Origin of the sequence: Microbacter sp. GSS18, assembly GCA_029319145.1 — a bacterium.
In the GTDB taxonomy this organism is placed as follows: Bacteria; Actinomycetota; Actinomycetes; order Actinomycetales; family Microbacteriaceae; genus Microbacterium.
This window is the reverse complement of record CP119753.1, coordinates 2,519,258-2,540,910: the sequence shown is the minus strand read 5'-3', so window position 1 is coordinate 2,540,910 and position 21,653 is coordinate 2,519,258. Positions and strand designations below refer to the sequence as shown.

General features: G+C 67.9%; 24 protein-coding genes. 10 read left to right on the top strand and 14 right to left on the bottom strand.

From position 1 onward, the window contains the following. Positions 1–2 precede the first annotated feature (2 nt). From P0L94_11660 to P0L94_11650, 3 genes are read right to left on the bottom strand one after another with little or no spacing between them, the layout of a single operon-like run. On the bottom strand, positions 3–671 hold the full coding sequence (locus tag P0L94_11660; protein ID WES63111.1) for a GntR family transcriptional regulator: 669 nt from the start codon (positions 669–671) through the stop codon (positions 3–5). Then, positions 671–2,461 (bottom strand): 2-oxo-4-hydroxy-4-carboxy-5-ureidoimidazoline decarboxylase, encoded by a 1,791-nt coding sequence (locus P0L94_11655; GenBank protein ID WES63110.1) that lies wholly within the window; start codon positions 2,459–2,461, stop codon positions 671–673. Before P0L94_11655 ends, P0L94_11660 begins: the two co-directional genes overlap by 1 nt. Further along, on the bottom strand, positions 2,461–3,243 hold the full coding sequence (locus P0L94_11650) for an aspartate/glutamate racemase family protein (protein ID WES63109.1): 783 nt from the start codon (positions 3,241–3,243) through the stop codon (positions 2,461–2,463). The genes P0L94_11655 and P0L94_11650 overlap by 1 nt, the downstream gene beginning before the upstream one ends. A 194-nt stretch (positions 3,244–3,437) precedes the next feature. On the opposite strand from P0L94_11650, the gene P0L94_11645 reads away from it, so the two are divergent. From P0L94_11645 to P0L94_11620, 6 genes are all read left to right on the top strand, one after another. Then, positions 3,438–5,000, top strand: a complete 1,563-nt coding sequence (locus P0L94_11645; GenBank protein ID WES63108.1) for an ABC transporter substrate-binding protein — start codon at positions 3,438–3,440, stop codon at positions 4,998–5,000. 3 nt (positions 5,001–5,003) lie between these two features. After that, complete coding sequence (locus P0L94_11640; GenBank protein WES63107.1) at positions 5,004–6,044, top strand: ABC transporter permease; 1,041 nt, start codon at positions 5,004–5,006, stop codon at positions 6,042–6,044. 1 nt (position 6,045) lies between these two features. Beyond that, positions 6,046–6,981, top strand: a complete 936-nt coding sequence (locus tag P0L94_11635) for an ABC transporter permease (GenBank protein ID WES63106.1) — start codon at positions 6,046–6,048, stop codon at positions 6,979–6,981. A 1-nt stretch (position 6,982) separates the two neighbouring features. Next, a complete protein-coding gene (locus P0L94_11630; GenBank protein WES63105.1) occupies positions 6,983–7,894 on the top strand; it encodes an ABC transporter ATP-binding protein in 912 nt (303 codons plus the stop codon). Continuing rightward, positions 7,894–8,727, top strand: coding sequence for an ATP-binding cassette domain-containing protein (locus P0L94_11625; protein ID WES63104.1), 834 nt, complete (start codon positions 7,894–7,896; stop codon positions 8,725–8,727). The genes P0L94_11630 and P0L94_11625 overlap by 1 nt, the downstream gene beginning before the upstream one ends. 113 nt (positions 8,728–8,840) lie before the next feature. Further along, entirely contained in the window at positions 8,841–9,749 is a 909-nt protein-coding gene (locus tag P0L94_11620) for a TIM barrel protein (GenBank protein WES63103.1), read from the top strand. A 181-nt stretch (positions 9,750–9,930) separates the two neighbouring features. Here the strand turns inward: P0L94_11620 and P0L94_11615 are convergent, their stop codons facing one another. Further along, a complete protein-coding gene (locus tag P0L94_11615) occupies positions 9,931–10,170 on the bottom strand; it encodes a hypothetical protein (protein WES63102.1) in 240 nt (79 codons plus the stop codon). Beyond that, entirely contained in the window at positions 10,167–10,430 is a 264-nt protein-coding gene (locus P0L94_11610) for a ribbon-helix-helix domain-containing protein (protein ID WES63101.1), read from the bottom strand. The genes P0L94_11615 and P0L94_11610 overlap by 4 nt, the downstream gene beginning before the upstream one ends. A gap of 152 nt (positions 10,431–10,582) precedes the next feature. On the opposite strand from P0L94_11610, the gene P0L94_11605 reads away from it, so the two are divergent. Beyond that, the gene (locus P0L94_11605; GenBank protein WES63100.1) at positions 10,583–11,254 is read left to right on the top strand and encodes a DUF4304 domain-containing protein; all 672 of its coding nucleotides are present in this window, start codon (positions 10,583–10,585) and stop codon (positions 11,252–11,254) included. A 188-nt stretch (positions 11,255–11,442) separates the two neighbouring features. Then, complete coding sequence (locus P0L94_11600) at positions 11,443–11,892, top strand: SRPBCC family protein (GenBank protein WES63099.1); 450 nt, start codon at positions 11,443–11,445, stop codon at positions 11,890–11,892. A 240-nt stretch (positions 11,893–12,132) separates the two neighbouring features. On the opposite strand, the gene P0L94_11595 is transcribed toward P0L94_11600, so the two are convergent. After that, a complete protein-coding gene (locus P0L94_11595; GenBank protein WES63098.1) occupies positions 12,133–12,327 on the bottom strand; it encodes a hypothetical protein in 195 nt (64 codons plus the stop codon). Next, the gene (locus P0L94_11590; protein WES63097.1) at positions 12,324–12,557 is read right to left on the bottom strand and encodes a hypothetical protein; all 234 of its coding nucleotides are present in this window, start codon (positions 12,555–12,557) and stop codon (positions 12,324–12,326) included. Before P0L94_11590 ends, P0L94_11595 begins: the two co-directional genes overlap by 4 nt. Before the next feature lie 96 nt (positions 12,558–12,653). Between P0L94_11590 and P0L94_11585 the strand changes: the two genes are divergently transcribed. Then, positions 12,654–13,214, top strand: coding sequence for a GNAT family N-acetyltransferase (locus tag P0L94_11585; GenBank protein WES63096.1), 561 nt, complete (start codon positions 12,654–12,656; stop codon positions 13,212–13,214). A gap of 407 nt (positions 13,215–13,621) precedes the next feature. On the opposite strand, the gene P0L94_11580 is transcribed toward P0L94_11585, so the two are convergent. The 7 genes from P0L94_11580 to P0L94_11550 are packed head-to-tail and all read right to left on the bottom strand — an operon-like array spanning position 13,622 to position 20,783. Continuing rightward, complete coding sequence (locus P0L94_11580) at positions 13,622–15,364, bottom strand: hypothetical protein (protein WES63095.1); 1,743 nt, start codon at positions 15,362–15,364, stop codon at positions 13,622–13,624. Next, a complete protein-coding gene (locus P0L94_11575) occupies positions 15,364–16,119 on the bottom strand; it encodes an SDR family NAD(P)-dependent oxidoreductase (protein ID WES63094.1) in 756 nt (251 codons plus the stop codon). Before P0L94_11575 ends, P0L94_11580 begins: the two co-directional genes overlap by 1 nt. 21 nt (positions 16,120–16,140) lie before the next feature. Beyond that, a complete protein-coding gene (locus P0L94_11570; GenBank protein WES63093.1) occupies positions 16,141–17,004 on the bottom strand; it encodes a phosphogluconate dehydrogenase C-terminal domain-containing protein in 864 nt (287 codons plus the stop codon). Continuing rightward, positions 17,001–17,795 carry a TIM barrel protein gene (locus tag P0L94_11565; protein WES63092.1) on the bottom strand — a complete coding sequence of 265 codons (795 nt, stop codon included), beginning with the start codon at positions 17,793–17,795 and terminating at the stop codon, positions 17,001–17,003. Before P0L94_11565 ends, P0L94_11570 begins: the two co-directional genes overlap by 4 nt. Continuing rightward, positions 17,792–18,559, bottom strand: coding sequence for a triose-phosphate isomerase (locus P0L94_11560; GenBank protein ID WES63091.1), 768 nt, complete (start codon positions 18,557–18,559; stop codon positions 17,792–17,794). The genes P0L94_11565 and P0L94_11560 overlap by 4 nt, the downstream gene beginning before the upstream one ends. Further along, a complete protein-coding gene (locus P0L94_11555; protein WES63090.1) occupies positions 18,559–19,041 on the bottom strand; it encodes a ribose-5-phosphate isomerase in 483 nt (160 codons plus the stop codon). Before P0L94_11555 ends, P0L94_11560 begins: the two co-directional genes overlap by 1 nt. Next, positions 19,038–20,783 (bottom strand): dihydroxyacetone kinase family protein, encoded by a 1,746-nt coding sequence (locus P0L94_11550; protein WES63089.1) that lies wholly within the window; start codon positions 20,781–20,783, stop codon positions 19,038–19,040. Before P0L94_11550 ends, P0L94_11555 begins: the two co-directional genes overlap by 4 nt. 127 nt (positions 20,784–20,910) lie before the next feature. Here P0L94_11550 and P0L94_11545 point away from each other — a divergent pair, with 127 nt between their 5' ends. Beyond that, entirely contained in the window at positions 20,911–21,648 is a 738-nt protein-coding gene (locus tag P0L94_11545; GenBank protein WES63088.1) for an FCD domain-containing protein, read from the top strand. The last annotated feature ends 5 nt before the right edge of the window (positions 21,649–21,653 follow it).

The window sequence follows — 21,653 nt, the reverse complement described above, 5'->3', positions numbered from 1 at the left end:
TGTCAGGCGACGGTGTCGGCCGGTTCCGCGGCCAAGATCGTCTTCATCGCAGCGAGTGAGGGAACACGGCCCGCCTCGATGTGGGCGTACACGACAGCCTCGGCGAGTCGCTCGTTCCCAGACATGATGACGCTCGTGATCTCTCGATGCTCCTCACATGCGACACTCTGGTCGCGCTGCCTCGTGAGATAGAACAGCCACGACATGCGCCCGCTCGTCGCTCTCATGAGCCCGGAGAGCAGCTCGTTGCCGGCGGCGTCGACGAGGGCCTGGTGGTAGCGCGTGTTGGCCGTCGCCATTCCCAGCTCATCGCCCGCGGCAAGCTCGAGCTCCGATTCGCTCTGCACCTTGAGGAGCGCCTCCATCGACGCTCCTTCGCGCGCACGGGCGGCAGCGCGACGTGCCGCCGCCGGCTCAAGTGCGAGGCGGGCATCGAACAGATCGTGCACCAAGGCCGTGCGCCACCGTGTGACAACGGACCCCCGACGCGGAAGAGACGCGACGAAGCCATCGACCTCTAACTGCGGAATGGCCTCGCGCAGGGGGACGCGGGAAACGTCGAGCTCCTTGGCCAGACGCTCCTCAGCGAGGCGCGTCCCCTGCGGAATCTCTCCGACAATGATTCGCTTTCGAAGCGTGTCGTAGATCTGGGTCGAGAGGCGCGAGTCCATCAGGCTCCCCCTGCCATACTCGTCGAATGGGCCCCGGCTGCTCGGGTAATGCGTGCGGACAGAATATCCGTGACGGCTGCACGACTTCGGGCAAGCTCTTCTGCGGCGTTGCGGCTCAGGGCCGCCACCAGTTCTCGGGTCACCTCTTGTGCGGTTCGCCCGTCGGCAAGAGCAACCGCCCGGAATCCGAACCGTGCCTCGTACTCTCGTGCCGTCTCGGCGAGCCGGCGACGTTCCTGATCATCTGAGTGGTTGATGGCGCTTTCCTCCGCGTCGGAGAGTGCGGGTCGTGCCCCGCCTGCGTGCTCGCCGAATCGGCGGAAGTCCTCGAGTAGATCTATGAACCGACCAACGGTTAGGGCGCCGATGACGGCCTCGACGGTGGGACGGACGCTGTCCACTTGCACCGCGTCGAACGCGGACTGTCCCAGCGCATCGACGATCGCCGCGGCGATGTCAGGAGCCGCCACTGCATCCGAAACCACGTCCTGGGCGGCGCGTGCCTCGGCGCCCCCACGCATGCCTGTCACGGTTCGAACGAGCACCGCCCTTGCGTCCTCGGGCCGTAGCCAGCGGGGATACCTCGGTATCCCCGCAACAGCCGCGTCGAGGGCGGCGCGTGCCGCGCGCGTCTCGGCGAGAGTCAGATCCATGCCAGCGTCCGATGCCAGCGCCCGGGTCTGCGCGAGGCTGCTCGAAGCACCCCACACCCATTCGACGTGAGCTCCCATCCGTGACGGCACGATGCCGTGAGAGATGGGCGGAAACGCGCTGTCTCCGGATTGGATTGCGGATGCTGCGTCGCCGGGCATGTGCTTGAGATGTGCGAAGGATCCGGTGAGCGGTTTGAGCTGAGGGATGGGAAGCCCGGATTCCGCCGCTACGACGCGTGAGACGTGTGCGATCTTCTCCAGCGCGATACCCGTGTCCACGCCGTAGAGGACCTCGAGTGCGAGGACGACTTCCTCAAGTGGAGCGAAACCGGCGCGGTAGGACATCCCGTTCATCGAGACATCGGGGGAGGCGCCTTCGGAGGCGGCCGCGAGGGCCGCCGCGGTAGCGAGTCCGAATTCGTCGTGGACATGCATCGTCACATCGACGTCGCCGACGTGCGCCCGAAACCGGCGCACGAATATGCGCATGGCCTCGGGTGACATGGAGCTCGTCGAGTCCATGAGGTCGAGGCGTGCGGCGCCGGCGGAGACCGCGTGCTTGGCTACACGAACGAGGTCGTCGAAGTTGCGCAGTCCGACTTGCGCGAGTGTGATCGTTGTCGTCACGCCGAGTTCGGCGGCCAGCGCGAGATGCTCATCGAGTTGCTGCATCTGCCGCTTCTCGGCATCGGGATCCGGGGCTGGCACGATTCCCGGGGCGATCTGGGTTGCGCCTGCGTCGACGAGCGTTCGCAGCGCGTCGAGGTGGTGGATCGGCTGCGGATCCCTCCCGTTGCCGAGCAATGCATCAGACCACACGTTGACTCGCAGGGGGAGTTTCGCGTCCAGAACCGTGGTCATCAGCTCCCAGTCCTGGGGTGTCGGTACGTCATCCCCTGCCCAGGTCACGTTTAGACATGTCTCTGAGACACCGAGTTCGACCAGGGCCTCCGCGATGCGTGCGAATCCCAGTTGGCTGGTCGCGTTCCCAGCGGTGAAGTAGGTCTTTCGGATCGTGGAGTCGAGGATGCTGAGTCGCTCTGGGAACTGTGCCAGCGCGCGCGCTTCGGGCCAGTGGTTCGCCTCGGAGACGTGAAATCTCCCGGGCGCGGAGGCCATCCGGTCGGGGTTGATCATCAGGAGCTCCCAGGTGTGTTGGTCGTCGTGAGCGCGTCGATGTCTAGAGCGACGATCGCGGATTGGCGGAGGGGCCAGCCGGGCCGCGGCTTGTGTGCATTGGGCGGTGCGTATGGGCCTACCTTGCTCGTGCTCTTTCCCATTCGTACAAGCGTCTCCGACAGTCCGATCGCCGCCTGAACGCCATCGATCACCGGCACCCCTACGCGCTGCTCGAGTGCGACGTCGAGTCCGGCCATTCCCGCGCAGCCCAGCACGATGGCATCGGCGCCGGTCGCGACAAGGATCTCCGCTTCGGTCGCGAGGGCTGCCGCCGTTTCGTGGACGTCATCGTGGATGTCGAGCACGGGGATGCCTGCGGCGCGTACGCCGACGCATCGGGCGCTCATCCCCGACAGTGTCAGGCTGTCCCAGATTCCGGCAACCGTCGTGGACAGGGTGGTGACGACACCGTAGCGGTGGCCGACCAGCTGTGCCGCAATCGCGGCAGCCTCCGTGATGTCGACCACCGGGGCAGTCAACAGTTGCCTAGCACCTTCGCGTCCGTGTTCGCCGAACCCGGCCAACACGATCGCATCCGCGACGGGGCCGTGTTCCGATAGCGCATCCAGAACCGCCGCGGCGCTGACGTAGCTCTCGTAATAGCCCTCTGCGGAGGAGACACCCCACCCGGGCTGGACCATCACGATCTCGGTGCCGGCAGAAGCCGTGGCGCGGGCGATCGCGCCGATGGCGCGACTGGTGTCGGTCGACGTATTGCAGTTCACGACAAGGATCTTCATGCTCTCTCCGGCTTGGATGTCACAGAACTGTATACCGGCGGAATCGGTGCGGATGTGCGTGGCGCCGCTCTTAGCCCCTTTTGACTGCTTTGTTCATCCGAACGAAACAATGCGCCCCACACTCGAAACACCGATCTGTATACAGTTGCCACCGCTCCACCAAACATCCATCCCTCTGCCCGAAGGACCACACCGTGCCGAAGTCACGCAATCGCTACCTCGCCTCCGTGCCTCTGCTCTTGACATCCGCCCTTGTCATCTCTGCATGCGCCGCCCAAGCCCCAGCCGCCGAAGACGGGTCCGACGCCGCCGGGAGCACGATCGTCGTTTCCAACCGCAACGAGGTCACGACACTCGACCCTTCGCAGTCGAGCTACCTCCAGGTGGACACGGCCGTCAGCCCCATGTACGACACCCTCCTCACGTACGACGACACCGGCGCCCTCGTTGGCTCGCTTGCAAGCGACTTCACGTACAACGACGACGCCACCGAGATCACACTGACGATGCGCGACGATGTCGTGTTCCACGACGGCACGCCGTTTACCGCGGCCGATGCGAAGTACACCCTCGACCGGATCCAGACCATCGGAACCGGAATCGTCGGGCAGATGGCCGGCTACTCCAGCTCCGAGGCGGTTGACGACGCGACGCTCACCATCACCCTCGAAGCGCCGGACGCCCTCTTCGCTTCCAAGCTCTCGCGGGTGTACATCGTGAACTCCGCACTCGTGTCCGAGAACGAAGGCTCGGACAACGCACAGAGTTGGTTGCTCAACAACGATGCCGGATCTGGTCCATACTCGCTGGAGTCGAGCGATTCCGGGACGATCACGTACGCCCGATTCGATGACTACTTCGAGTTCGCGGACGACCGTCCCGGGACTGTCGTTCTCCGACGCATCGACGAGCTGTCGGCATCTCGTGACGAGCTGCTGGCTGGTACGGTCGACGCGACGAGTGTCTCCGCGGCCGACATTGCGTCGGTCGAGGACGCAGGCTACACAGTCGTGCCAGTCGGCTCCTCGATGGTCATCGTGTGGCTCAACAACGCCACCGGTGCAACAGCCGACCCTGCAGTGCGGGAAGCCCTTCGCCTCGCGTACGACTATGAAGGCGGGCTCGCGAGCATCCGAAATGGTGCCGGACAGCTCAACACGACCATGCTCCCTGCGGGACTGTCCTGTGAGGCCGATCTGCCCGAGGTGCATCAGGATCTCGTCGAGGCGCAGCAGATCCTTGCCGATGCTGGGCTTTCGGATCTGACCCTGACCCTCAGCTACCAGCCCGCCTTCGAGGAGCAGGTGCAGGAGGCGACACTTCTTCAGTCCAACCTGGCCGAGATCGGCGTCGAGCTCACCCTCGAGCCGATCGCCTACGCGGACTACCTCACCTCGCTCACCGACTGGTCGACGATTCCCGAGATGATGCTTGCCGGGGAGGGGCTACCCGTCCCGAATCCTGGAGTGATGATCACGCAGGTGTACGACTCGGCCGCGGTGGGCACGAACAAGCCTGCCTACAGCAACCCGGATGTGGACGCGCTGATCGCAGAGGTCAAGGCGACGCCGGACGCGGATGCGCAGTGCGGGCTCATCCAGGAGATCGAGACGATCCTGGATGCGGACAACGCGTCGCTACCTCTGTACTCGACTGACAGCTCGTGGGCGTTCAGCGACGCGATCGCTGCTCCGTCGAGCGCACCGCGCCTGCCGTCCGGCCAGCTCGCGATCGCCGACCTCAGGGTCGCTGACTGACCGATGACCACCGCACCGGCACGCATCGCCATCTTCTCGCTGCGCAAGCTCGCGGGCGCTGCGCTCACCATCTTCGTGCTGCTGACAGCCGTCTTCGTGCTGATCCAGATCACGCCCGGTGACGAAGCGGTGGCGGCGGCCGGCCCGGGGGCGAGCCCCGAGCAGATCGAGCAGCTCCGCGAGCAGCTCGGTCTCTCGGGGCCGCTCCTCCAGAGATACATCGCATTCCTCGGCCGAATCGGGACAGGTGACCTCGGAATATCCAGCGCGAGCCGTGGCCCGGTAGGGGACGAGATCGCCGCAGCGCTTCCGATCACCGCAGAGCTCGTTGTCGTCAGCGTCATCCTGTCGATCGCGATCGCTCTCCCCTTGGCTGCGCTCTCGGCCCTTCGTCAGACGGGGCGCGGAGAGTCCTGGCGGCGATTCCTCATCATTCTCATCTGCGGTCTGCCGACATTCTGGCTCGCCCTGATGTTCCAGCGACTGTTCGGATCGCTGTTGGGCTGGTTCCCCATCTCGGGCCGCTACACGATCGGCGCTGTCTCCGTCCCGAGGGTCACCGGCTCGACACTGCTGGACGCGATGCTCGCCGGCGACGCGCTAGCCGTGAGCGATGCTCTCGCGCACATCATTCTTCCTGCCACCGTGCTCAGCCTCGCGTTCATCGGACCCGCCTACCGGATTCTGCGCGCCGAGTTCATGTCGATCGCCCAGCGCGACTTCGTCATGGTCGCGCGCGCAAGCGGCCAGAGCCGATCCCAGGTCCTGCGAAGAAACATCGTCCCGCACGTCGTGACGCCCACGCTCATCTTGGTCGGCATCGAGTTCGGAAGCCTCTTCGGTGGCGCTGTCCTGGTCGAGTCGGTCTTCGCGCGCGATGGTCTCGGGTCCATGCTGACGAACGCCGTCGCACAGAAGGACTCGGCTGTCGTCATCGGCGGGGTTCTCGCCATCGGCGTCATCGTCGTTGTCACCAATGTCCTAGTCGACATCGTTCAGACGGCCCGCGACCCTCAGCTGCGGCGCGCGGAGATGGGAATCTGACATGACCCAGCTTGAATCTCCTCCCGTGACGAGTCCGGACGAATCGTCCGCTCCGCGGCGAATGAACGCCCACGAACGGTTCGCCCGGCTCACGGAGACCCGGCGCCGATGGCGCGGCGGCCACCAGACCACCGGACGCTTCCTTGATGCTCTCGGAGCGGTCATCGTCATCGTGGCTGTACTGGCGGCGATCATTGGACCGCTCATCGCGCCCGATGTTTATACCTCCCACATCATGGACGCACGGCTTCCGCCCAGCGCGGAGCACTGGTTCGGCACTGACGACCAGGGTCGTGACATCTTCTGGCGCGTACTGGTCGGAGCCCGGACGACACTGTTCGCAGCCGGTGCAATCGTCGTGCTCTACTCGATCATCGGCGTCATGGTCGCTGTGGGCGCCGTCCTTTCGCCGAAGTGGCTCGGTGACCTGATCATGCGTGGTGTCGACGTCATGCAGGCATTCCCTGCACTCATCTTCGCCCTCCTGATCGCCGCCCTGATGGGGCCGTCCCTCTGGTCATCCATCGTCGCGCTTGCCGCAACAGGCTGGGTGATCACAGCCAGGTTGCTCGCGGGGATCATGCGCGAAACGATGCACGAGCCCTATGTGGAGGCGGCACGCACGCTCGGCGTCCATACCCCCGCACTGATGACGCGACACGTGCTCCCGAATGCCCTGCCGGCACTGTGGGTCAAATGGGCCGGGGACATGGGAATGACGATCCTGCTCATCGGTGCGATGTCGTTCATCGGAGCCGGTGCCCAGCCGCCGTCTGCCGAATGGGGTGCGATGGTGCTCTCCGCGAAGAGCTACATAACGACCGCGTGGTGGGCGGCATTCTTTCCCGGGCTCGCCATCGCGGTGACATCGATGGGCTTCGCCCTCGTCGGGGATGCGTTCCACCACCGACAGGTCGCGCGCATGAGAGGACACTGACGTGGATGACTCGATTCTGCGAATAGAAGACCTGCGGTTGACTGCGCGCAGCCCGCGCGGACCGGTTCCGCTCGTTCACGGCGTCGATCTCTCGGTCGATCGCGGCGAGCGCGTCGCGCTAGTCGGCGAATCCGGTTCAGGCAAGTCCGTAACCGCCCGCGCAGTCCTCGGGCTGGATGACGGTATCGATGCAACCGGCCGCATCCTTGTGGACGGCGCGGAGGTGCTCGCCATGTCAGAACGTGAGCTGCGCCGGGTGCGTGGACGCAAAGTCGGCATGGTATTCCAGGACCCCCTGGGCTCGCTCGACCCGCTGCGCCGCATCGGCGAGCACCTCACCCCTCTGTACCGAGCCCGCGGAATGAACCCCCGCGAGGCGCGGGCGGCGACAGTGAGAATCCTCGCCGAGCTCGGCGTCCCCGAACCGGGCCTTCGGGCAATCTCATACCCGCACGAGTTCTCCGGCGGAATGCGCCAGCGAGTCGTCATCGCGATGGCGCTCGCAGGCGAGCCTGACCTCCTCATCGCAGACGAACCGACGACGGCGCTGGACGTACGCGTGCAGAAGCAGGTGCTCCAAGTCATGTCCGACGCCGCCGCGTCCCGAGGTCTGGCGGTCCTCCTGATCACCCACGACGTCGGCATCGTTGCTGGCTTCGCAGACCGCGTCGCTGTCATGTACCGCGGACGCATTGTCGAGCACGCGCCCGTCGAGTCGTTCTTCGGCAACCCTCGGCACCCGTACACGCAGGCGCTTCTCCGAGCCGTCCCGCGCATCGATTCCGACGCGCCCCTGTCCCCACTCGACCGGTCCACCATCCCCGAACCTGATGACGAGAACTCGCTCCTGGTGGAAGTTGCCGAAGGTCATTTCGTCGCCCGTTCGGGCCTTGTCGCGGGAGTGGTCGACTGATGCTGGAAATCAACAATGTGAGCAAGCGGTTCCGCACCCTCGGAAAACCGGACGTCGTTGCACTCGACGACGTGAGTCTGGAGGTCCAGACGGGACAGGTCGTAGGCCTCGTCGGCGAATCAGGGTCCGGGAAATCGACCCTGCTGCGCATCGTGATGAGGCTCGAACGTGCCGACGCGGGCAAGGTTGTCCAGGATGGCGCGTCCGTCCTGACCGCGCGCGGGGCGGATCTCAAGGCTTATCGACGCAAGACGCAGATGGTCTTCCAGAACCCGATGGGTAGCCTCTCACCGCGCCTCACCGTGGCCCAGATCATCGAAGAAGGCATGCGCGTCCACGGACTGCACCCGACATCGAGCGCCCGCCGACGCCGCGTCGGGGAGCTCCTCGAGATGGTCGGGATGAACGCGGCGGACGCGAGCCGATATCCCGCATCATTCTCGGGGGGACAGCGTCAACGTATCGCCATCGCACGCGCCCTTTCCGTGGAGCCCGACCTCCTCGTATGCGACGAAGCAGTCTCCGCCCTCGATGTCTCCGTGCAGGCTCAGGTGCTCAATGTGCTCAAGGAAATGCACCGTGAACTGGGACTGTCGATCCTGTTCATTGCCCACGACCTCGCGGTGGTCCGCTACCTGTGCTCCCACGTGTACGTCATGCAGTCTGGACGGATTGTCGAGAGCGGGCCCGCTGAGACGATCTTCGCCGCGCCTCGTCATCCCTACACTCGTGAACTCCTTGAAGCTGTTCCGATTCCCGACCCATCGAGTGACTGGCTTACGCGCGGGAACTCCCACACTACAGAAGGAGTAACAAGTGCGCCTCAGCCGTAAAGTGATCGAGTTCTCCGACTCAGGCGCCCTGCCGCCCCGTATGTCGTTGGAGACGGGCTTCAGTCTCGCTGGCCATGGTTGAGCTCGGGGAGCGGGCTCGTGGGAGCAGACCGATGGGAATCTGCCTTCGTGACTTGCCCGACCAACCGCCTCCTGGTGGGGGTGTCGATCTCCCGGCGGCGATCGCAACTGCGGCCAGATTGGGATTCGGCACGATCCAGCTGCCGTCGGTTCGACTAGTCAGCCCCACGCTCGACAAGGGGGAGCTCTCGGAGATCGGTGCGCTCGCAATCGCCTCGGGCATCACCTTGACGGCTGCGCTGCCCTCGGCCCACCCCGATCGCGTAGAGCGAAGCTGGGGACTTGATCGGCATGCTCCGCAGCATCCGTTTGCCCAGATCGATGCAGGCGACAGCCTTGGGATCGCCTCGTTCCACGTGGTCGTCGGCGTTGACGAAGACAGGTTCCGCGAGACACCTTCGTGGGCAGATCAACTCGACAGGACGAGCGGGGTTCTGACCAGCCTTGTGTCATGGGCGTCATGCCCGATCGTTCTCAAGACGCACGAAGAGATGACCACCTTCGAGGCCATTCGACTGTGTGATCGTGTCTCTGGGCTTTGGCTCGGTTTCAGCCCAGTCAACGTCGTGGCCCGACTTGAAGATCCGCTGTCGGCAGCGCGGCGATCGTCTCCTTTCGTGCACACAGTATTCGTCGACGACTGCGCCCTGGCGCGAACTTCCGAGGGCTTATCGCGACTGATGAGACCCATCGGCGCCGGCGCGCTACCGTGGCCATCGATGTTCGATGCGCTCCCGGCTAGCGCTGACGTCACGATCGATCTCCACCGCGCCGAACTATCGATGCCGCTCACCGACCCTCTGTGGCTCTCACATCAGCCGGAGCTGACGGATGACGAGCTCGCCAGTCTCTACGCGATGTCCGTGGCCGAAGGCTCGCCGAGCTCGCCCGTTGAGGAGCGACGAGCCATCGCGCTCCAGTTGGCCGTCGTGCCTGGATAGGGCGCGTCTATCGCGCGACACGGTCTGGAAGTCGCCCAGGTCACGGCCGCAAACCGGTCGGCGAGCGAACACATCTGGGCGTTGAACCGCGTGCGTTCGTCGGCACTCCAGTCATCCCGCGGCGTCGAGACCGGCCCGTGCGCATGGCGCCCCGTGAGCGTTCGCTGTGGCTCGATTCGACCTACGGCAGGAGGTCGAGCATCTGCGGTCTGGCCTTCATGGCGTGGATCACGAGTTCGTTGCCGCTGTCGAAGACCAGCACCACCAGCTCAAGCAGCCGTCCTTGCCTGTCGAACCCGAGCCGGAGTTGGCGTGCGGGCGAGTCGTCGTCGAGATCGTCGATCCACAGCGGCCACGATGCAGCCTGGATGATGTCTTCGGGCGCGATGCCGTGCTTGAGCGCAGAGTCGTGGACCTTCACGCCGCGTACGCAGCGATCGCTTCGCGAATGAGCTCCGAGCGGGTCTTGTGCTCCCGCTCGGCGCGAGCGTCGAGAGCGGCGAGCTCCTCGGATGTGAGCCGGAGCGCAACCACTTGCGCGGGCTCAGCTCCGCGCCCGGGACGTCCCCGCCCGCGCCGCTTGAGAGCCTGGACGTCGAAGCCGGCCTCGGCCTCCTCCGCCCACGCGGCGATCTGCTCTTCCGTCACCGGAACGCCGTTGATCGTCTCCTTGTCACCCATGGCGACATCGTAATACGAAAATGCGGACCGGACTACGGTTGACCGGAGCCGGGTCCCTTTGCATGCGCAGGCAAAGTGGACGAGCAGCCGCTTCCTGAAGAGAATCGGCAATGACCGCCGCGTCGCGGGAGCCTGGGACGGAGTAGAGCAGCGTGACCGAGAACGGCCAGCTAGCGAAGTCGATCTCCACTGCGCTGCACGAGGTCCTCAAGCCTGCTGGGTTCCGCAAGCGAGCCAATAGCTTCAACCGGAGTGTCAGCGACGGGCTTGTTCACCACGTCTCGGTCCAGCTCGGTTCATACGACCCCAGCGGGAAGCACGCGGTGCCAGGGCTACTTCCCGACCTCTACGGGCGATACCGCATTAATCTCGGCGTGTACGTTCCAGAGATGAACCGGATGGGTTCTCCGAGGAGCTCGTGGACCAACGACTACAACTGCCAACTGCGATGGGGGCTGGGCAACTTCTTGCCCGGCGGCTTCGATCGGTGGTGGGACCTCCGAGACCGGCTCTCGGTCGAGGAGGTGTCTCGGGTGCTCACCGACGAGGCACTCCCTCGCCTCGACTACTTCGACAACGCAGATCGCGTTCTTGAAGCTTGGGAAGCGGAGGGCCCGCCCGCGTTTGGCCCCATCACCCCAAAAGCGGCGGCTCTTGACGTTGCTGATCTGCTCATCTCTCGTAACCGGCGCGAGGACGCGCGAGCGCTTCTCGCCTCATACGTGGAGGCTGTGAGCATCGGAGACCACGCCGGGCACAAGCAGTATCTCCGGAAGTATCTCGTCGAACGAGACTTCGGCTCCCTCGCGGCGCAGCTGCAATAGTCGGTGGTCAAGCGCACACCGCCGAGACTCCTCGCCAATCCGGTCGCACGGTTTCGCCCGCTGACGCAGGAAGGGAGGCGGCGCTGACGCTGGAGCGGCCGCGCGCAAAGCGGGCGTGTTCGGGCATTCGGTGCCAGCCGCCGACCCCGGTGCTGGTCTCGACATTGCCCGCGTGCGAGAGTGGGGACATGGGAGCAGGGCGCGCTTCAGAGCACCGACATGTACGGAGCATCCTGGTCAGCGCACCTGTGGCAGAGGTGTTTGATCACATTTCTGAACCTCGCAACTTCGTCGCCGCCGATCCGGCGAACGTTGAGCTGACGAATGTCGAGATGAAGGCCGAAGGCAGCGGCTCAACCTGGGAGACGTCCTTCCGGGTTGCGGGCATGCCTGTGCACGCCCGATGGACGCGTCGGGAGTTCCAGCGGAACAACCGAATCGTCGATCATGCATCGACGGGCATGTCGTGGACCTTCGAGACCGCAGCGGAAGGACCCGCTACGCGACTCACGGTGAGCTTCGCCCCTGAAACGAGGTCAGGGGTCATCAACGCGATTCTCGACCGCACCGCCACGAGCGAGGAGCCTCAACTCGAGGCAATGGTTGAGGCCTACCGCGACGCGATCGAGTCGGCGTAGAGGCCCACGTAGTGCTACCCGCGTCTGTCGGCCACTGGTTACGCAGGCCCGGATTCCCAGGTCGTCCGCCAACGGCGTGACCCGCGCGGTAGCGCGTCCTGGAGCCCACGCATCCTGGTCAATCAGCCCACACCGCGCAGGGCGTAGCCGTGGAAGGCGGGCATCGGACGTCGTTGACTCGCTCCGCTCGGTGGCGTGCGTCGCGCGGGCAAACCGGGCCGCTACCGGGCAACGCTGGGCTCAGAGATCGAGGCAGTCGCCGAGCCTGGTACGGACCGCAGTGAGGCACTCAAACGACACCTCGCCCGCGATCTCGGTGAGCGTGTCCTGTGAGAGCGTGCGGGGCTGTTCGGTCAGGATCCACGACGGTCGATCGAGGCTGGCGATGCCATCCACCCGGACGTCGTTCGGCCCGCCAAGGTCCAGTGCGGTCACGACACGTCAGTCAGTTCGGTGCGCTCCCATTCGGCGGTCTCCTCTGCGTACGAATCGGCATCCGAACTGGTTGAAGCGCTGATCGCGGTCTTCAGCAGGCGTTGGCGCCAGCGCCGGTCCTCGGCGTCCGCGAGGTGCGCAAGGTGTGCGCCGAGCGTGAGCCCCTCACGTGCGGCTTGCGCCTTGAGCCGGTCGCGGAGTTCGTTGCTGACCTTGATGGTCGTAGTCATACCCAGAGTATGCCGGGGGATAGGGGGCGACGCCCGGCAGGAAGCAGAGGTCTGCCGGTTGGCCATCGCGCGTCTCCAGTCCGTTAGCGTTTGTGCATGTCCGTTCAGGTGCTGCCCGCCACGGGTCGCTGGGACGACTTCGCGACCTTTATGGTGCCGCGCCGACCGGGCGCCGGTGGGTGCGTATGCATGTCGTACCGGGACTCGCGGCTGGGGATGCCGGAGCGCATCGAGTACATGCGCGCCGAGTGCTCGACGAATCCGGGCCCGGGAGTACTCGTGTATGTCGACGGCCAGGTCGCGGGCTGGTGCTCGGTGGCTCCGAAATCCACTTACCGGCGGCTCATGAAGTCCCGCACGATCCCGCATCTGGATGAGGAGCGCGACCCGTGGTCGATCGTCTGTTTCGTCGTCCGGGCCGGGTTCCGCAAGCGCGGGCTGATGCACGACCTGCTGGAAGGGGCGGTCCACCATGCGCGCTCCGGCGGCGCGACGATTGTCGAGGGGTATCCGGTCGATACCGGCGGACGGGTCGATCAGATCTCCGGCTATGTGGGAACGGTCCACCTGTTCGAGGCCCACGGGTTCGTCCGGGTGCAGGCAACGGACGCCCACTCGGGCGGCGCCGAGCGCTGGGTGATGCGGCGCGAGCTTTGACCAAGCGAGCGTACGAGCTGACCGGCTCCGCTCGCTCGAGTGATCGAGGCTGAACCGCCCCGCCGTCACGTCGGTCGACCGGCATACGTCTCCCGTTCCCGACGAAGCCGAGGTCACCCGCATGGGCGGGCGTAGCGGGTGGCGCGGACGGAACCTGAGGTCAGGGATGAGGCAACGGCGGGGGCAAGCGCCGGCCGGGAGCCGAAGGAGGGACCCGCAGCTGACGTGTCCGCAGCCCGGGCCCTGATCGGGCGGTTCATCTGGCGATGTAAGTCCCCATGCGAACCGGTGGCCGCGGAATCGCGGTCTGTTCCGCACGACCCGCCCGGGCCCATGCACGCAGGCGGGTTGCCATACGAACGCAGTGTCACCGTCGATCCTTCGCACGGCGGTAGAGGGTGCGCGGGTCAGTCAGCCGCGTGCGCGACGGCGTGTCCGAACGGGGCGAGGTGGACGTCGATCTGGCCCGCCGGCGTCGCGATGTGCACGTCCCGAGCGACGGAGTCGAGATTGGCCGCGAGGACGGTGGTCGTGCCATCAGGACCCACCGCTCCGATCGCCCACACGAGCCCGTCGGGGCTGTCGCCGCTGAGCAGCTCCCCGCCCGCCAACGCGGCAAGAGCCTCCACGGCGGCGGCGACCGGGTACGGCTCGCCCGTCGAGGAGCGGATGCCGCGCGGCCCCCACTCCTCGAAGTAGGTCAGCGAAGCCACTCCGGGCACTGCGAGCGCCGCCGCACTGGCGATCAGCCACGCGGCGAGCTCGCGGGCGGACTGGCGCTCATCGTTCGCGCCCATGACCTCGGCGCCGTAGCCGCCTGCGAGGTCGTCGCGCGCGGGACCCGGCTGGGGCGTCGTCGCGACGTCGTTGAAGCGCGGCCGCAGGCACACCGGGCCGATGTGCACCGGCAGGCCGTCGGCATACATGAACGACTGCTGTGCGACGAGGCGCTGCATCGCGACCGACTCGATCAGCTGCTCGGTGCCGAGGGCGTGGAAGAGGGGTGTCGTGGTGACGGCGAGACCATCGAGGTCGGCAGGAAGGCGCTGCCGCTCGCGGTTGAGCTCGGTGAAGTGCGACCGGGCGCCGCCGATGACCGGGACATCCAGGCCCGCGTCCGCGAGCGCGGTGCGCAGCGCCTCGACAGCCGGTTCGTCCGAGACATGCCGCGCCGGACCGACGATCTGGAACACCGCGACCCTTCTCACGTCGGCATCCGCGAGGGCGGCGACGCCGTCGGCCAGCTGTGCATCGAGCTCGCGCGACGTGTTGTGGTCGAGCACGAACCGTACATCGAGCGGGAGGCCGCGCGAAGCCGCGCGCCCGAGGGCTGCGCGCCAGTTGCGCGTGCCCAGATCGAGCTCGACCAGGAGCGTCTCGCCGATGCGAGGAAGACCGACCGGAGCAGGATCGGGCGCGGTCGACGCGCCGAGCCCCAACGCTGGCACCGCGCCGGCGGGTGCCAGGGTGATCCGCGTGGCACCGGCATCCGTGGGCGCACCCTCGACCGCCCCGGCGACGCGCACCGTGATCGACTGCCGCACGCGCTCGCCCGCCGCGATCGGGTAGGGGAACGGCAGCGCCAGGGGCCTGCTGTAGGTCTTGTACGACGCATCGGTCCAGTTGCGCTGGTCCTCCATCTCGAACACGTCGCCCTCGAAGCCGACCGAGACGGCTCGTCCGTCGTGCCACACGAGCCCGGCGATGTCGAGCACCGGCTGATGGGGGCTGATCGCCACCGGGAAGGCGGTGTGCTCGGTCGTGTCGTCGGAATGCGTCACGTCGAGCGCGACCCCCGCCAGCTGGGGCGGGTGCAGCACCACGAGCCCCGTGCGGTTGGTCTGGAAGTCCCCGGCCGACTCCAGATCGGCGACGACGACGAGGGTGTCGGCGCGCGCCTCGACCCGCACGACCCCCGCGAAGCTCGACCCGAGCGCTTCGGAGTGCACGTGCAGCGTGAGCGTCGTGTCGGTCTCGCGGATGTCGTCGACGACGAGGGGCGCGGTGTCCCAATTGCGGTCGCGGACGACGGCACGAATGCTGCGCAGCACCGTGCCGCCGTCGAACGCCACGTCGGCGAGCTCGTCATCGCGAAGTTCGAGCGACCACGGGCCGCTGCGCCACCGTCGGCCGGGGGAGAGCCAGGTCATCAGAGCGAGGTCATCCCGCCGTCGACCTGGAAGGTCGCTCCCGTCGCGAACGCGCCGTCGTCGCTCGCGAGGTAGACCATGATCCCGGCGACGTCGTCGGGCGTGCCGGCGCGGCCGATCGGGATGCGACTGATGATCGCCGCACGCGACGCGGGGTCCTCGCTGATGGCGGCCACCAGCGGCGTCTCGGTGTACGCGGGCTGCACGGTGTTGACCCGGATGCCGCGGTCGGCATATGCGGCGGCGACGGTGCGGCCGAGGCCGTGCATGCCGGCCTTCGATGCGCTGTAGGCCGTGAAATCCTTGCCTTCGCCGTTGACGGCGGTGGGGCTGCCGGTGAGGATGATCGACCCGCCGCCGAGCTTCAGCATCGTGCGAACGGCGTACTTGATCGTCAGGAACGCGCCGGTCAGGTTGATGTCGATCGTGCGCTTCCAGACGTCGAGGTCGAGGTCGGCGATCTGCGCGTCCTGCCCGAACAGCTGGACCCCGGCGTTCGCGACCACGACGTCGGGCGCCCAGCCCGCTTCCTCGACCTCGGCGAAGGCGCGGGCAACCGCGTCCTCGTCCGAGATGTCCATCGTGACGGCGCGCGCCTGCGCGCCGATCTCGGCGGCCGCGGCGGCGGCGCCCTCGCCGTTCCGGTCGGCGAGGATGACGCGCGCCCCCTCGCGGGCGAAGCGCTGGGCGACGGCGAGGCCGATCCCCAGTGCCCCGCCCGTGATCAGCGCGGTCTTGCCTTCAAGCTGTCCCATGAGTCCGTGTCTCCGATGACCTCAGCGCTCGATGTGGTCGAGGTGCAGCATCCGCGCGAGGTTCTTGTCGAGCTCGTCGTCGCGGAAGATCTTCTTCCAGTCTTCCTTGACGATGCTCTCGCGGCCATAGTCCATGGCGATCAGGCACGCGTCGCTGAAGGGGTTGTCTCCGCGCAGGCCGTTGGCGAGCGCCACCTGCGTGTGGCCGTACAGGATGCTGCGGGCTGCGGCCTCGGGGACGCCCATGGTGTTGATCGCCTCGTCGAGGGCCTCGTTCAGGAGCGCGCCGATCATGCAGGCGACGGTCTCGACGAGTGTCGGCTCGAGCTGGGCGAGCTGCTTGACGGTCACGAAGTGCACGTCGATGACGGGCGCGTAGATCGCGCGGACGGTGGCCTCGACGATCGCCTTGTGCGCGGGGTCGTCGCTCTCGACGGCGGCGATGGCGTCCTGCGGGGCGGCGATGCCGCCGAACGTGTCGGCCCACTCCTCCTTGGTGGTCCGCTCGAGGAACACCGACGGGTGGCACGGGTGGGCGACGGCCTGGATGACGTCGTCGCGCGTGGTGAGGAGCCCGGCGTAGGCGGCGGCCGGGTCGAGCGTCAGCACGATGGCGCCGGGCTTCATCTGCGGCACGAGGTCGGCGGTGACCGGGCCGAGCGCCAGATCGGGGACGGCCAGCACGACGATGTCGGCGTCGGCGACGGCGGTGGGCGCGTCGCTCAACTCGCGACCGGCGGCGACGGTGCGCTCCTGGCCGGCGGGGGAGTTCTCGACGTACCAGACGGTGTGGCCGGTCTTGACGAGATTGTTGGACACGCGCATGCCCATCTTGCCGCCGGCGCCGATGACGGCGATCTTGTAGGTGTCGGTGGTGGTGCTCATCGTGTGCTCCTCAGGTAATCGATCGTGGCGCGGGTCCAGTCCCGCTCGGTTCGGATGGTGGTCTCGGCATCGCCCTGCCAGGGCAGCCAGTGCTCGACGATCTCGTTGACGCCGCGCTCGCGCGGGCGGACGGTCTCGAGCAGGTGCAGGTAGTCGTGCAGGCCCTCGCCCATGCGGGCGCCGCTGTAGGTGAAGCCCACCCACCCGGGCTGGCGCGCGAAGGCGAAGTCCTTGACGTGGACGTTCTTCACGAGGGATGCCGTGGCCTCGACGCAGTCGCGGGGGCGCTCGAGCCGCGCCACGACGTTGCCGGGGTCCAGGCAGATCCCGAGCTGCTCGCTGCCGACGCGCTCGACGAGCCCGACCAGGTCGGCGGTCGCCAGCTGCTCGTACGTCTCCAGGGCGAGGGTCACCCCGGCCGCTTCGTACGCGGGCAGCGCCTGCCGCAGCCACGCCTCGCCCTCGGCGAGCGTGGGCCGGGTGTCGGGGCTGTAGAGCATGCTCCGCACGAGGCGGGCATCGAAGACGCCGGCGATCTCGAGGAAGCGCGCCAGCCGCTCGGGCTCGATGCCCTTCGTGCCGAGCTCGATCGTGAGGCCGAGGTCGCGAGCGGCGGCGGCGGCATCGCGCAGCTCGGCATCCGTCATCGACTCGAGCGGCGCGTAGTCGCAGATCTGGAACAGGTCGACGCCCTGCGCCTTCGTGTCCTCGAAGGCGCCGATGAGCGACAACGGCGCGGGAACGCGGTCGGAGTGCTGCCAGAAGTAGGCGTAAGTTCCCAGGCCGATCATGCGCGGGCCTCCGCGAGGGCCGCCGCCTCGTCGAGGACCGCGAGGAGATTGCCGGAGTCGTGGGCGAAGCGGCCGAGGAAGAGCCCGTCGACGGAGTCGTCGAGACGCGTGAGCAGGCCGGGGCCGGCCGATCCGCCGTAGATCACCGCAGACCCTTCCCGTCCCGGCTGCGCGTCGAGGGCCTCCCGGAGGGCGAGGGCGACGCCGGCGATGTGGTCGATGGGCGCGGGCTCGGCGGCTCCGATCGCCCACACGGGCTCGTAGGCGACGGTGACCGGTCCGGCCGGGGCGCCGACGAGGTCGGCGTGCAGCTGCGCGACCGTTGCTGCCGCGGCGTTGGCGACCGGCATCCGCTCGCTCTCGCCGAGGCACAGCACCGGCGTCAGCCCGTGGCGGAGGGATGCCGCGGCCTTCGCGGCGGTGACCTCGTCGGTCTCGCCGAACAGGCGGCGGCGCTCGGCGTGACCGATCTCGGCGACGCGGACGCCCGCCTCGGCGAGTTCGGCGGCGGAGACCTCGCCGGTGTACGCCCCCGGCTCGTACTCCGAGACGTCCTGCGCGCCGATCAGCACCGGCGTCCCGGCGAACGCGTCGAGGGCGGCGGGGATCTGCAGGTAGGTCGGGATGACGAAGAAGCTGACCGCCCCGGCCGTGACCGCGGGGTGCGCGGCGACGCGGCCGGCGACGAGGTCGAACCAGTCGCGGGCCTGCTGGTGGCCGAAGTAGGTCTTCAGGCTCACCCCGACGGTGACGGGTCCGGGCATCAGCAGGAGCCGGTGGTCTCGTACTCGCCGATCACGGCGACCTTCGCCGCCGATGCGCTGGTCTCGTCGAAGCGGTAGGTGAGCCACTCGCGGACGAGGCGGCGGGCGAGTTCGATGCCGACGACGCGCTGGCCCATGGTGAGGACCTGGGCGTTGTTGGACAGCACGCCCCGCTCGACCGAGAACGAGTCGTGCGCGGTGACGGCGCGGATGCCGGGCACCTTGTTCGCCGCGATCGCGACCCCCAGGCCCGTGCCGCAGATCAGCAGCGCCCGGTCGGCGTCGCCCGCGGCGACCTGCTGGGCGGCCTCGATCGCGACCTTCGGGTACGGGGTGTGCCCGTCGGCGTCGACGCCCACGTCGACCACCGACGCGACGCCGGCGCTGTTCTCGAGGTCCTTCTTGAGGATCTCCTTGTAGTCGTAGCCGGCGTCGTCGCAGCCGATGACGATGCGAAGCGGAGCGGGAGTGATGTCGGTCATGCTCGGTCCTCCGGGACGAGGTCGGCCGCGAGCACATCGCCCACGGCGGTCACGATGAGGGCGAACGAGATCGCCCCCGGGTCAGGAGTGCCCACGCTGTGCTCGCCGTGCGAGCGTGCACGGCCCATGCGGGGGAGAAGGTCGGCGGTCGCGGTGGCGGCGCTGGTGGCGGCAGCGGCGGCGACCGACCACGCTTCGGTGAACGGTGCGCCCTGCTCGACGGCGTCGGTGAGCGCCTGCGAGAAGGGGACGAGGGCGTCGACCATCGTCTTGTCGCCCACCTCGGCCTTGCCGTACGACATCACCGCGGCGACGGCGTCGGCGACGCCCGCGGCGACCTCGGCGGCACCGGGCCGGGCGGTGTCGCCGAGCGCGGCGGCGAGGCGGGTGAGGATGACACCCCACAGGGCGCCCGAGGTGCCGCCGGCGCGGTCGGACCAGGCATCCGCCGCCCGTTCGAGGGTCGTGCGGGCGCCCGCGCCGGCCTCGAAGGCGGCCGTGCCGCCGGTGACGGCCGCGTGCGAGCCGCGCTGCATGCCGATGCCGTGGTCGCCGTCGCCGGCGATCGCGTCGATGCGGCCGAGCTCGTCGACGTGCGCATCGACGGTGTCCGCGATCGTCTTCAGGGCATGCTGCACCGTCGCCGCGAGCGCACGCGACTCGGCATCGGTGGGCGGGATCTCGGATGCGGCGGCCGCGGCATCCGTCGTGACATCGGCGCGCGCGGCGGCGGCGACCGCGCCGCGCCGGTAGGCGGGGGTGTCGACGGGGGTCTCCCACAGCTGCTCGAGCTCGTCGGTGAGCCAGAAGAGGGTGAGCGAGGTGCCGGCCATGTCGAAGCTCGTGCAGTACTCGCCCACGTGCGGGTCGACGATCTCGAGCCCGGCGTTCTCGAGCAGCTGCGCGATGCGCCGGTAAACGACGAACATCTCCTCGTACTTCAGCGACCCCAGTCCGTTCAGCACCGGGATCACCCGCGCGCCGGCGGCGTCTTCGACCCCCTCGGGCAGCTCCTCGAGAAGGCGGGAAACCAGCATCTCGGCCAGGCCGTCGGCGGTGGGGATGTCGGTTTCGTCGATGCCGGGCTCGCCGTGGATCCCGAGCCCCACGGCCATGCGTCCCTCCGGGACGGAGAACAGCGGCTGCTCAGCGCCGGGGAGGGTGCAGCCGGTGAACGCGACCCCGAACGACCGGGTCCGCTCGTTCGCCAGCCGTGCCAGGCGGGTCACTTCCGCGAGGTCCGCACCGGACTCCGCCGCAGCGGCCGCGATGCGGAACACCGTCAGGTCCCCGGCGATGCCGCGACGCTTGTGCTTCTCGGCCACGCGTGCGGAGAAGATGTCGTCGGTCACTGTGACCGTCTCGCACGGGATGCCTTCGGCGCGGAGCCGCTCCTGGGCCGCGTCGAAGTTCAGCACGTCGCCGGCGTAGTTGCCGTACGAGAAGAACACGCCGCCGCCGGCATCTGCTGCCTTCGCGACCGCGTGCACCTGCTGCGTCGACGGCGACGCGAACAGATTCCCCATCGCCGCGCCATGCGCGAACCCCGGACCCACCAAGCCCGCGAACGCCGGGTAGTGGCCCGATCCACCGCCCACGACCACCGCGACCTGGCCCGCGGGCACGACCGTCGACCGCACCACACCGCCGGTCACGCGACGCACATACCGGCTGTTCGCAGCCACGAAGCCCTCGATCATCTCGTCCGCGAAGTCGGCGGGCTCGTTCCACAGTCGCGTCATCGCGGCTCCTCGGTTCGTTCGCATCGGGGTCCCACCGGGCGCGGGGGACGGGTGAATGGACACCAGTGTGACAAACCGGTTGACCAATTGCAAGACATGGACGGCACTCGCGGGGTATCTTGTTCGCATGCCCGCCTATCGCGACGACCGCTCGGCCGAGATCACGGCATCGCTCGGCGCACTGCCGGCGGGGACCCCGGTGTCCGAGGTCGCGCGTCGCCTCATGGACCTCTTCACGAGCGGATCCATCGAGCCCGGCACGCGCCTGCCCCCCGAGCGCCAGCTCGCGCTCACCCTCGAAGTCGGACGGTCGGCCGTGCGCGAGGCGCTCGCCGCCCTCGAGATCCTGGGCATCGTCGATGTGCGCCCCGGCTCGGGCACGTACCTGCGCGGCACGGCGAGCGACCTGCTGCCGCAGACTCTCCGCTGGGGGCTGCTGATCGGGCGCAAGAGCACGGTCGAGCTGCTCGAGCTGCGGTCGGGGCTGGAGATCTACGTGGCGCGCCTCGCGGCGTCCCGCGCGACCGCCGCCGACCTCGACGCGCTGTCGTCGACGCTGGATCGCATGCGGGCCGGAACCGACAATCTCAAGGCTCTGGCGCGCGCCGACCTGGACTTCCACACCGCGCTGTCCGCCGCCGCCGGCAACGACACCCTGGTGGATCTGCTCGCGGTCGTCCGTTCGCTGCTGCAGGTGTACGCCGACCGTGCCGTGCAGGACGAGGCATCCGCGAGGGCCGCCATCGCCGAGCATCAGGCGGTCTTCGCCGCCGTGTCCGCCCACGACGAGAACGAGGCGGCCGCTGCGATGGCGGAGCACATGACCACCGCTTCGGCGCGGCTCGCCGCCGAAGCCACCCCCTGACACCG

Excerpts from the sequence above, each read along its gene's own strand:
- P0L94_11580 (WES63095.1), bottom strand. The coding sequence starts at position 15,364 with ATGACCTGGCTCTCCCCCGGCCGACGGTGGCGCAGCGGCCCGTGGTCG.
- P0L94_11570 (WES63093.1), bottom strand. The coding sequence starts at position 17,004 with ATGAGCACCACCACCGACACCTACAAGATCGCCGTCATCGGCGCCGGC.
- P0L94_11550 (WES63089.1), bottom strand. The coding sequence starts at position 20,783 with ATGACGCGACTGTGGAACGAGCCCGCCGACTTCGCGGACGAGATGATC.
- P0L94_11650 (WES63109.1), bottom strand. The coding sequence starts at position 3,243 with ATGAAGATCCTTGTCGTGAACTGCAATACGTCGACCGACACCAGTCGC.
- P0L94_11590 (WES63097.1), bottom strand. The coding sequence starts at position 12,557 with ATGACTACGACCATCAAGGTCAGCAACGAACTCCGCGACCGGCTCAAG.
- P0L94_11600 (WES63099.1), top strand. The coding sequence starts at position 11,443 with ATGGGAGCAGGGCGCGCTTCAGAGCACCGACATGTACGGAGCATCCTG.
- P0L94_11620 (WES63103.1), top strand. The coding sequence starts at position 8,841 with ATGGGAATCTGCCTTCGTGACTTGCCCGACCAACCGCCTCCTGGTGGG.
- P0L94_11555 (WES63090.1), bottom strand. The coding sequence starts at position 19,041 with ATGACCGACATCACTCCCGCTCCGCTTCGCATCGTCATCGGCTGCGAC.
- P0L94_11625 (WES63104.1), top strand. The coding sequence starts at position 7,894 with ATGCTGGAAATCAACAATGTGAGCAAGCGGTTCCGCACCCTCGGAAAA.
- P0L94_11560 (WES63091.1), bottom strand. The coding sequence starts at position 18,559 with ATGCCCGGACCCGTCACCGTCGGGGTGAGCCTGAAGACCTACTTCGGC.
- P0L94_11575 (WES63094.1), bottom strand. The coding sequence starts at position 16,119 with ATGGGACAGCTTGAAGGCAAGACCGCGCTGATCACGGGCGGGGCACTG.
- P0L94_11565 (WES63092.1), bottom strand. The coding sequence starts at position 17,795 with ATGATCGGCCTGGGAACTTACGCCTACTTCTGGCAGCACTCCGACCGC.
- P0L94_11635 (WES63106.1), top strand. The coding sequence starts at position 6,046 with ATGACCCAGCTTGAATCTCCTCCCGTGACGAGTCCGGACGAATCGTCC.
- P0L94_11660 (WES63111.1), bottom strand. The coding sequence starts at position 671 with ATGGACTCGCGCCTCTCGACCCAGATCTACGACACGCTTCGAAAGCGA.
- P0L94_11640 (WES63107.1), top strand. The coding sequence starts at position 5,004 with ATGACCACCGCACCGGCACGCATCGCCATCTTCTCGCTGCGCAAGCTC.
- P0L94_11585 (WES63096.1), top strand. The coding sequence starts at position 12,654 with ATGTCCGTTCAGGTGCTGCCCGCCACGGGTCGCTGGGACGACTTCGCG.
- P0L94_11610 (WES63101.1), bottom strand. The coding sequence starts at position 10,430 with ATGGGTGACAAGGAGACGATCAACGGCGTTCCGGTGACGGAAGAGCAG.
- P0L94_11545 (WES63088.1), top strand. The coding sequence starts at position 20,911 with ATGCCCGCCTATCGCGACGACCGCTCGGCCGAGATCACGGCATCGCTC.
- P0L94_11655 (WES63110.1), bottom strand. The coding sequence starts at position 2,461 with ATGATCAACCCCGACCGGATGGCCTCCGCGCCCGGGAGATTTCACGTC.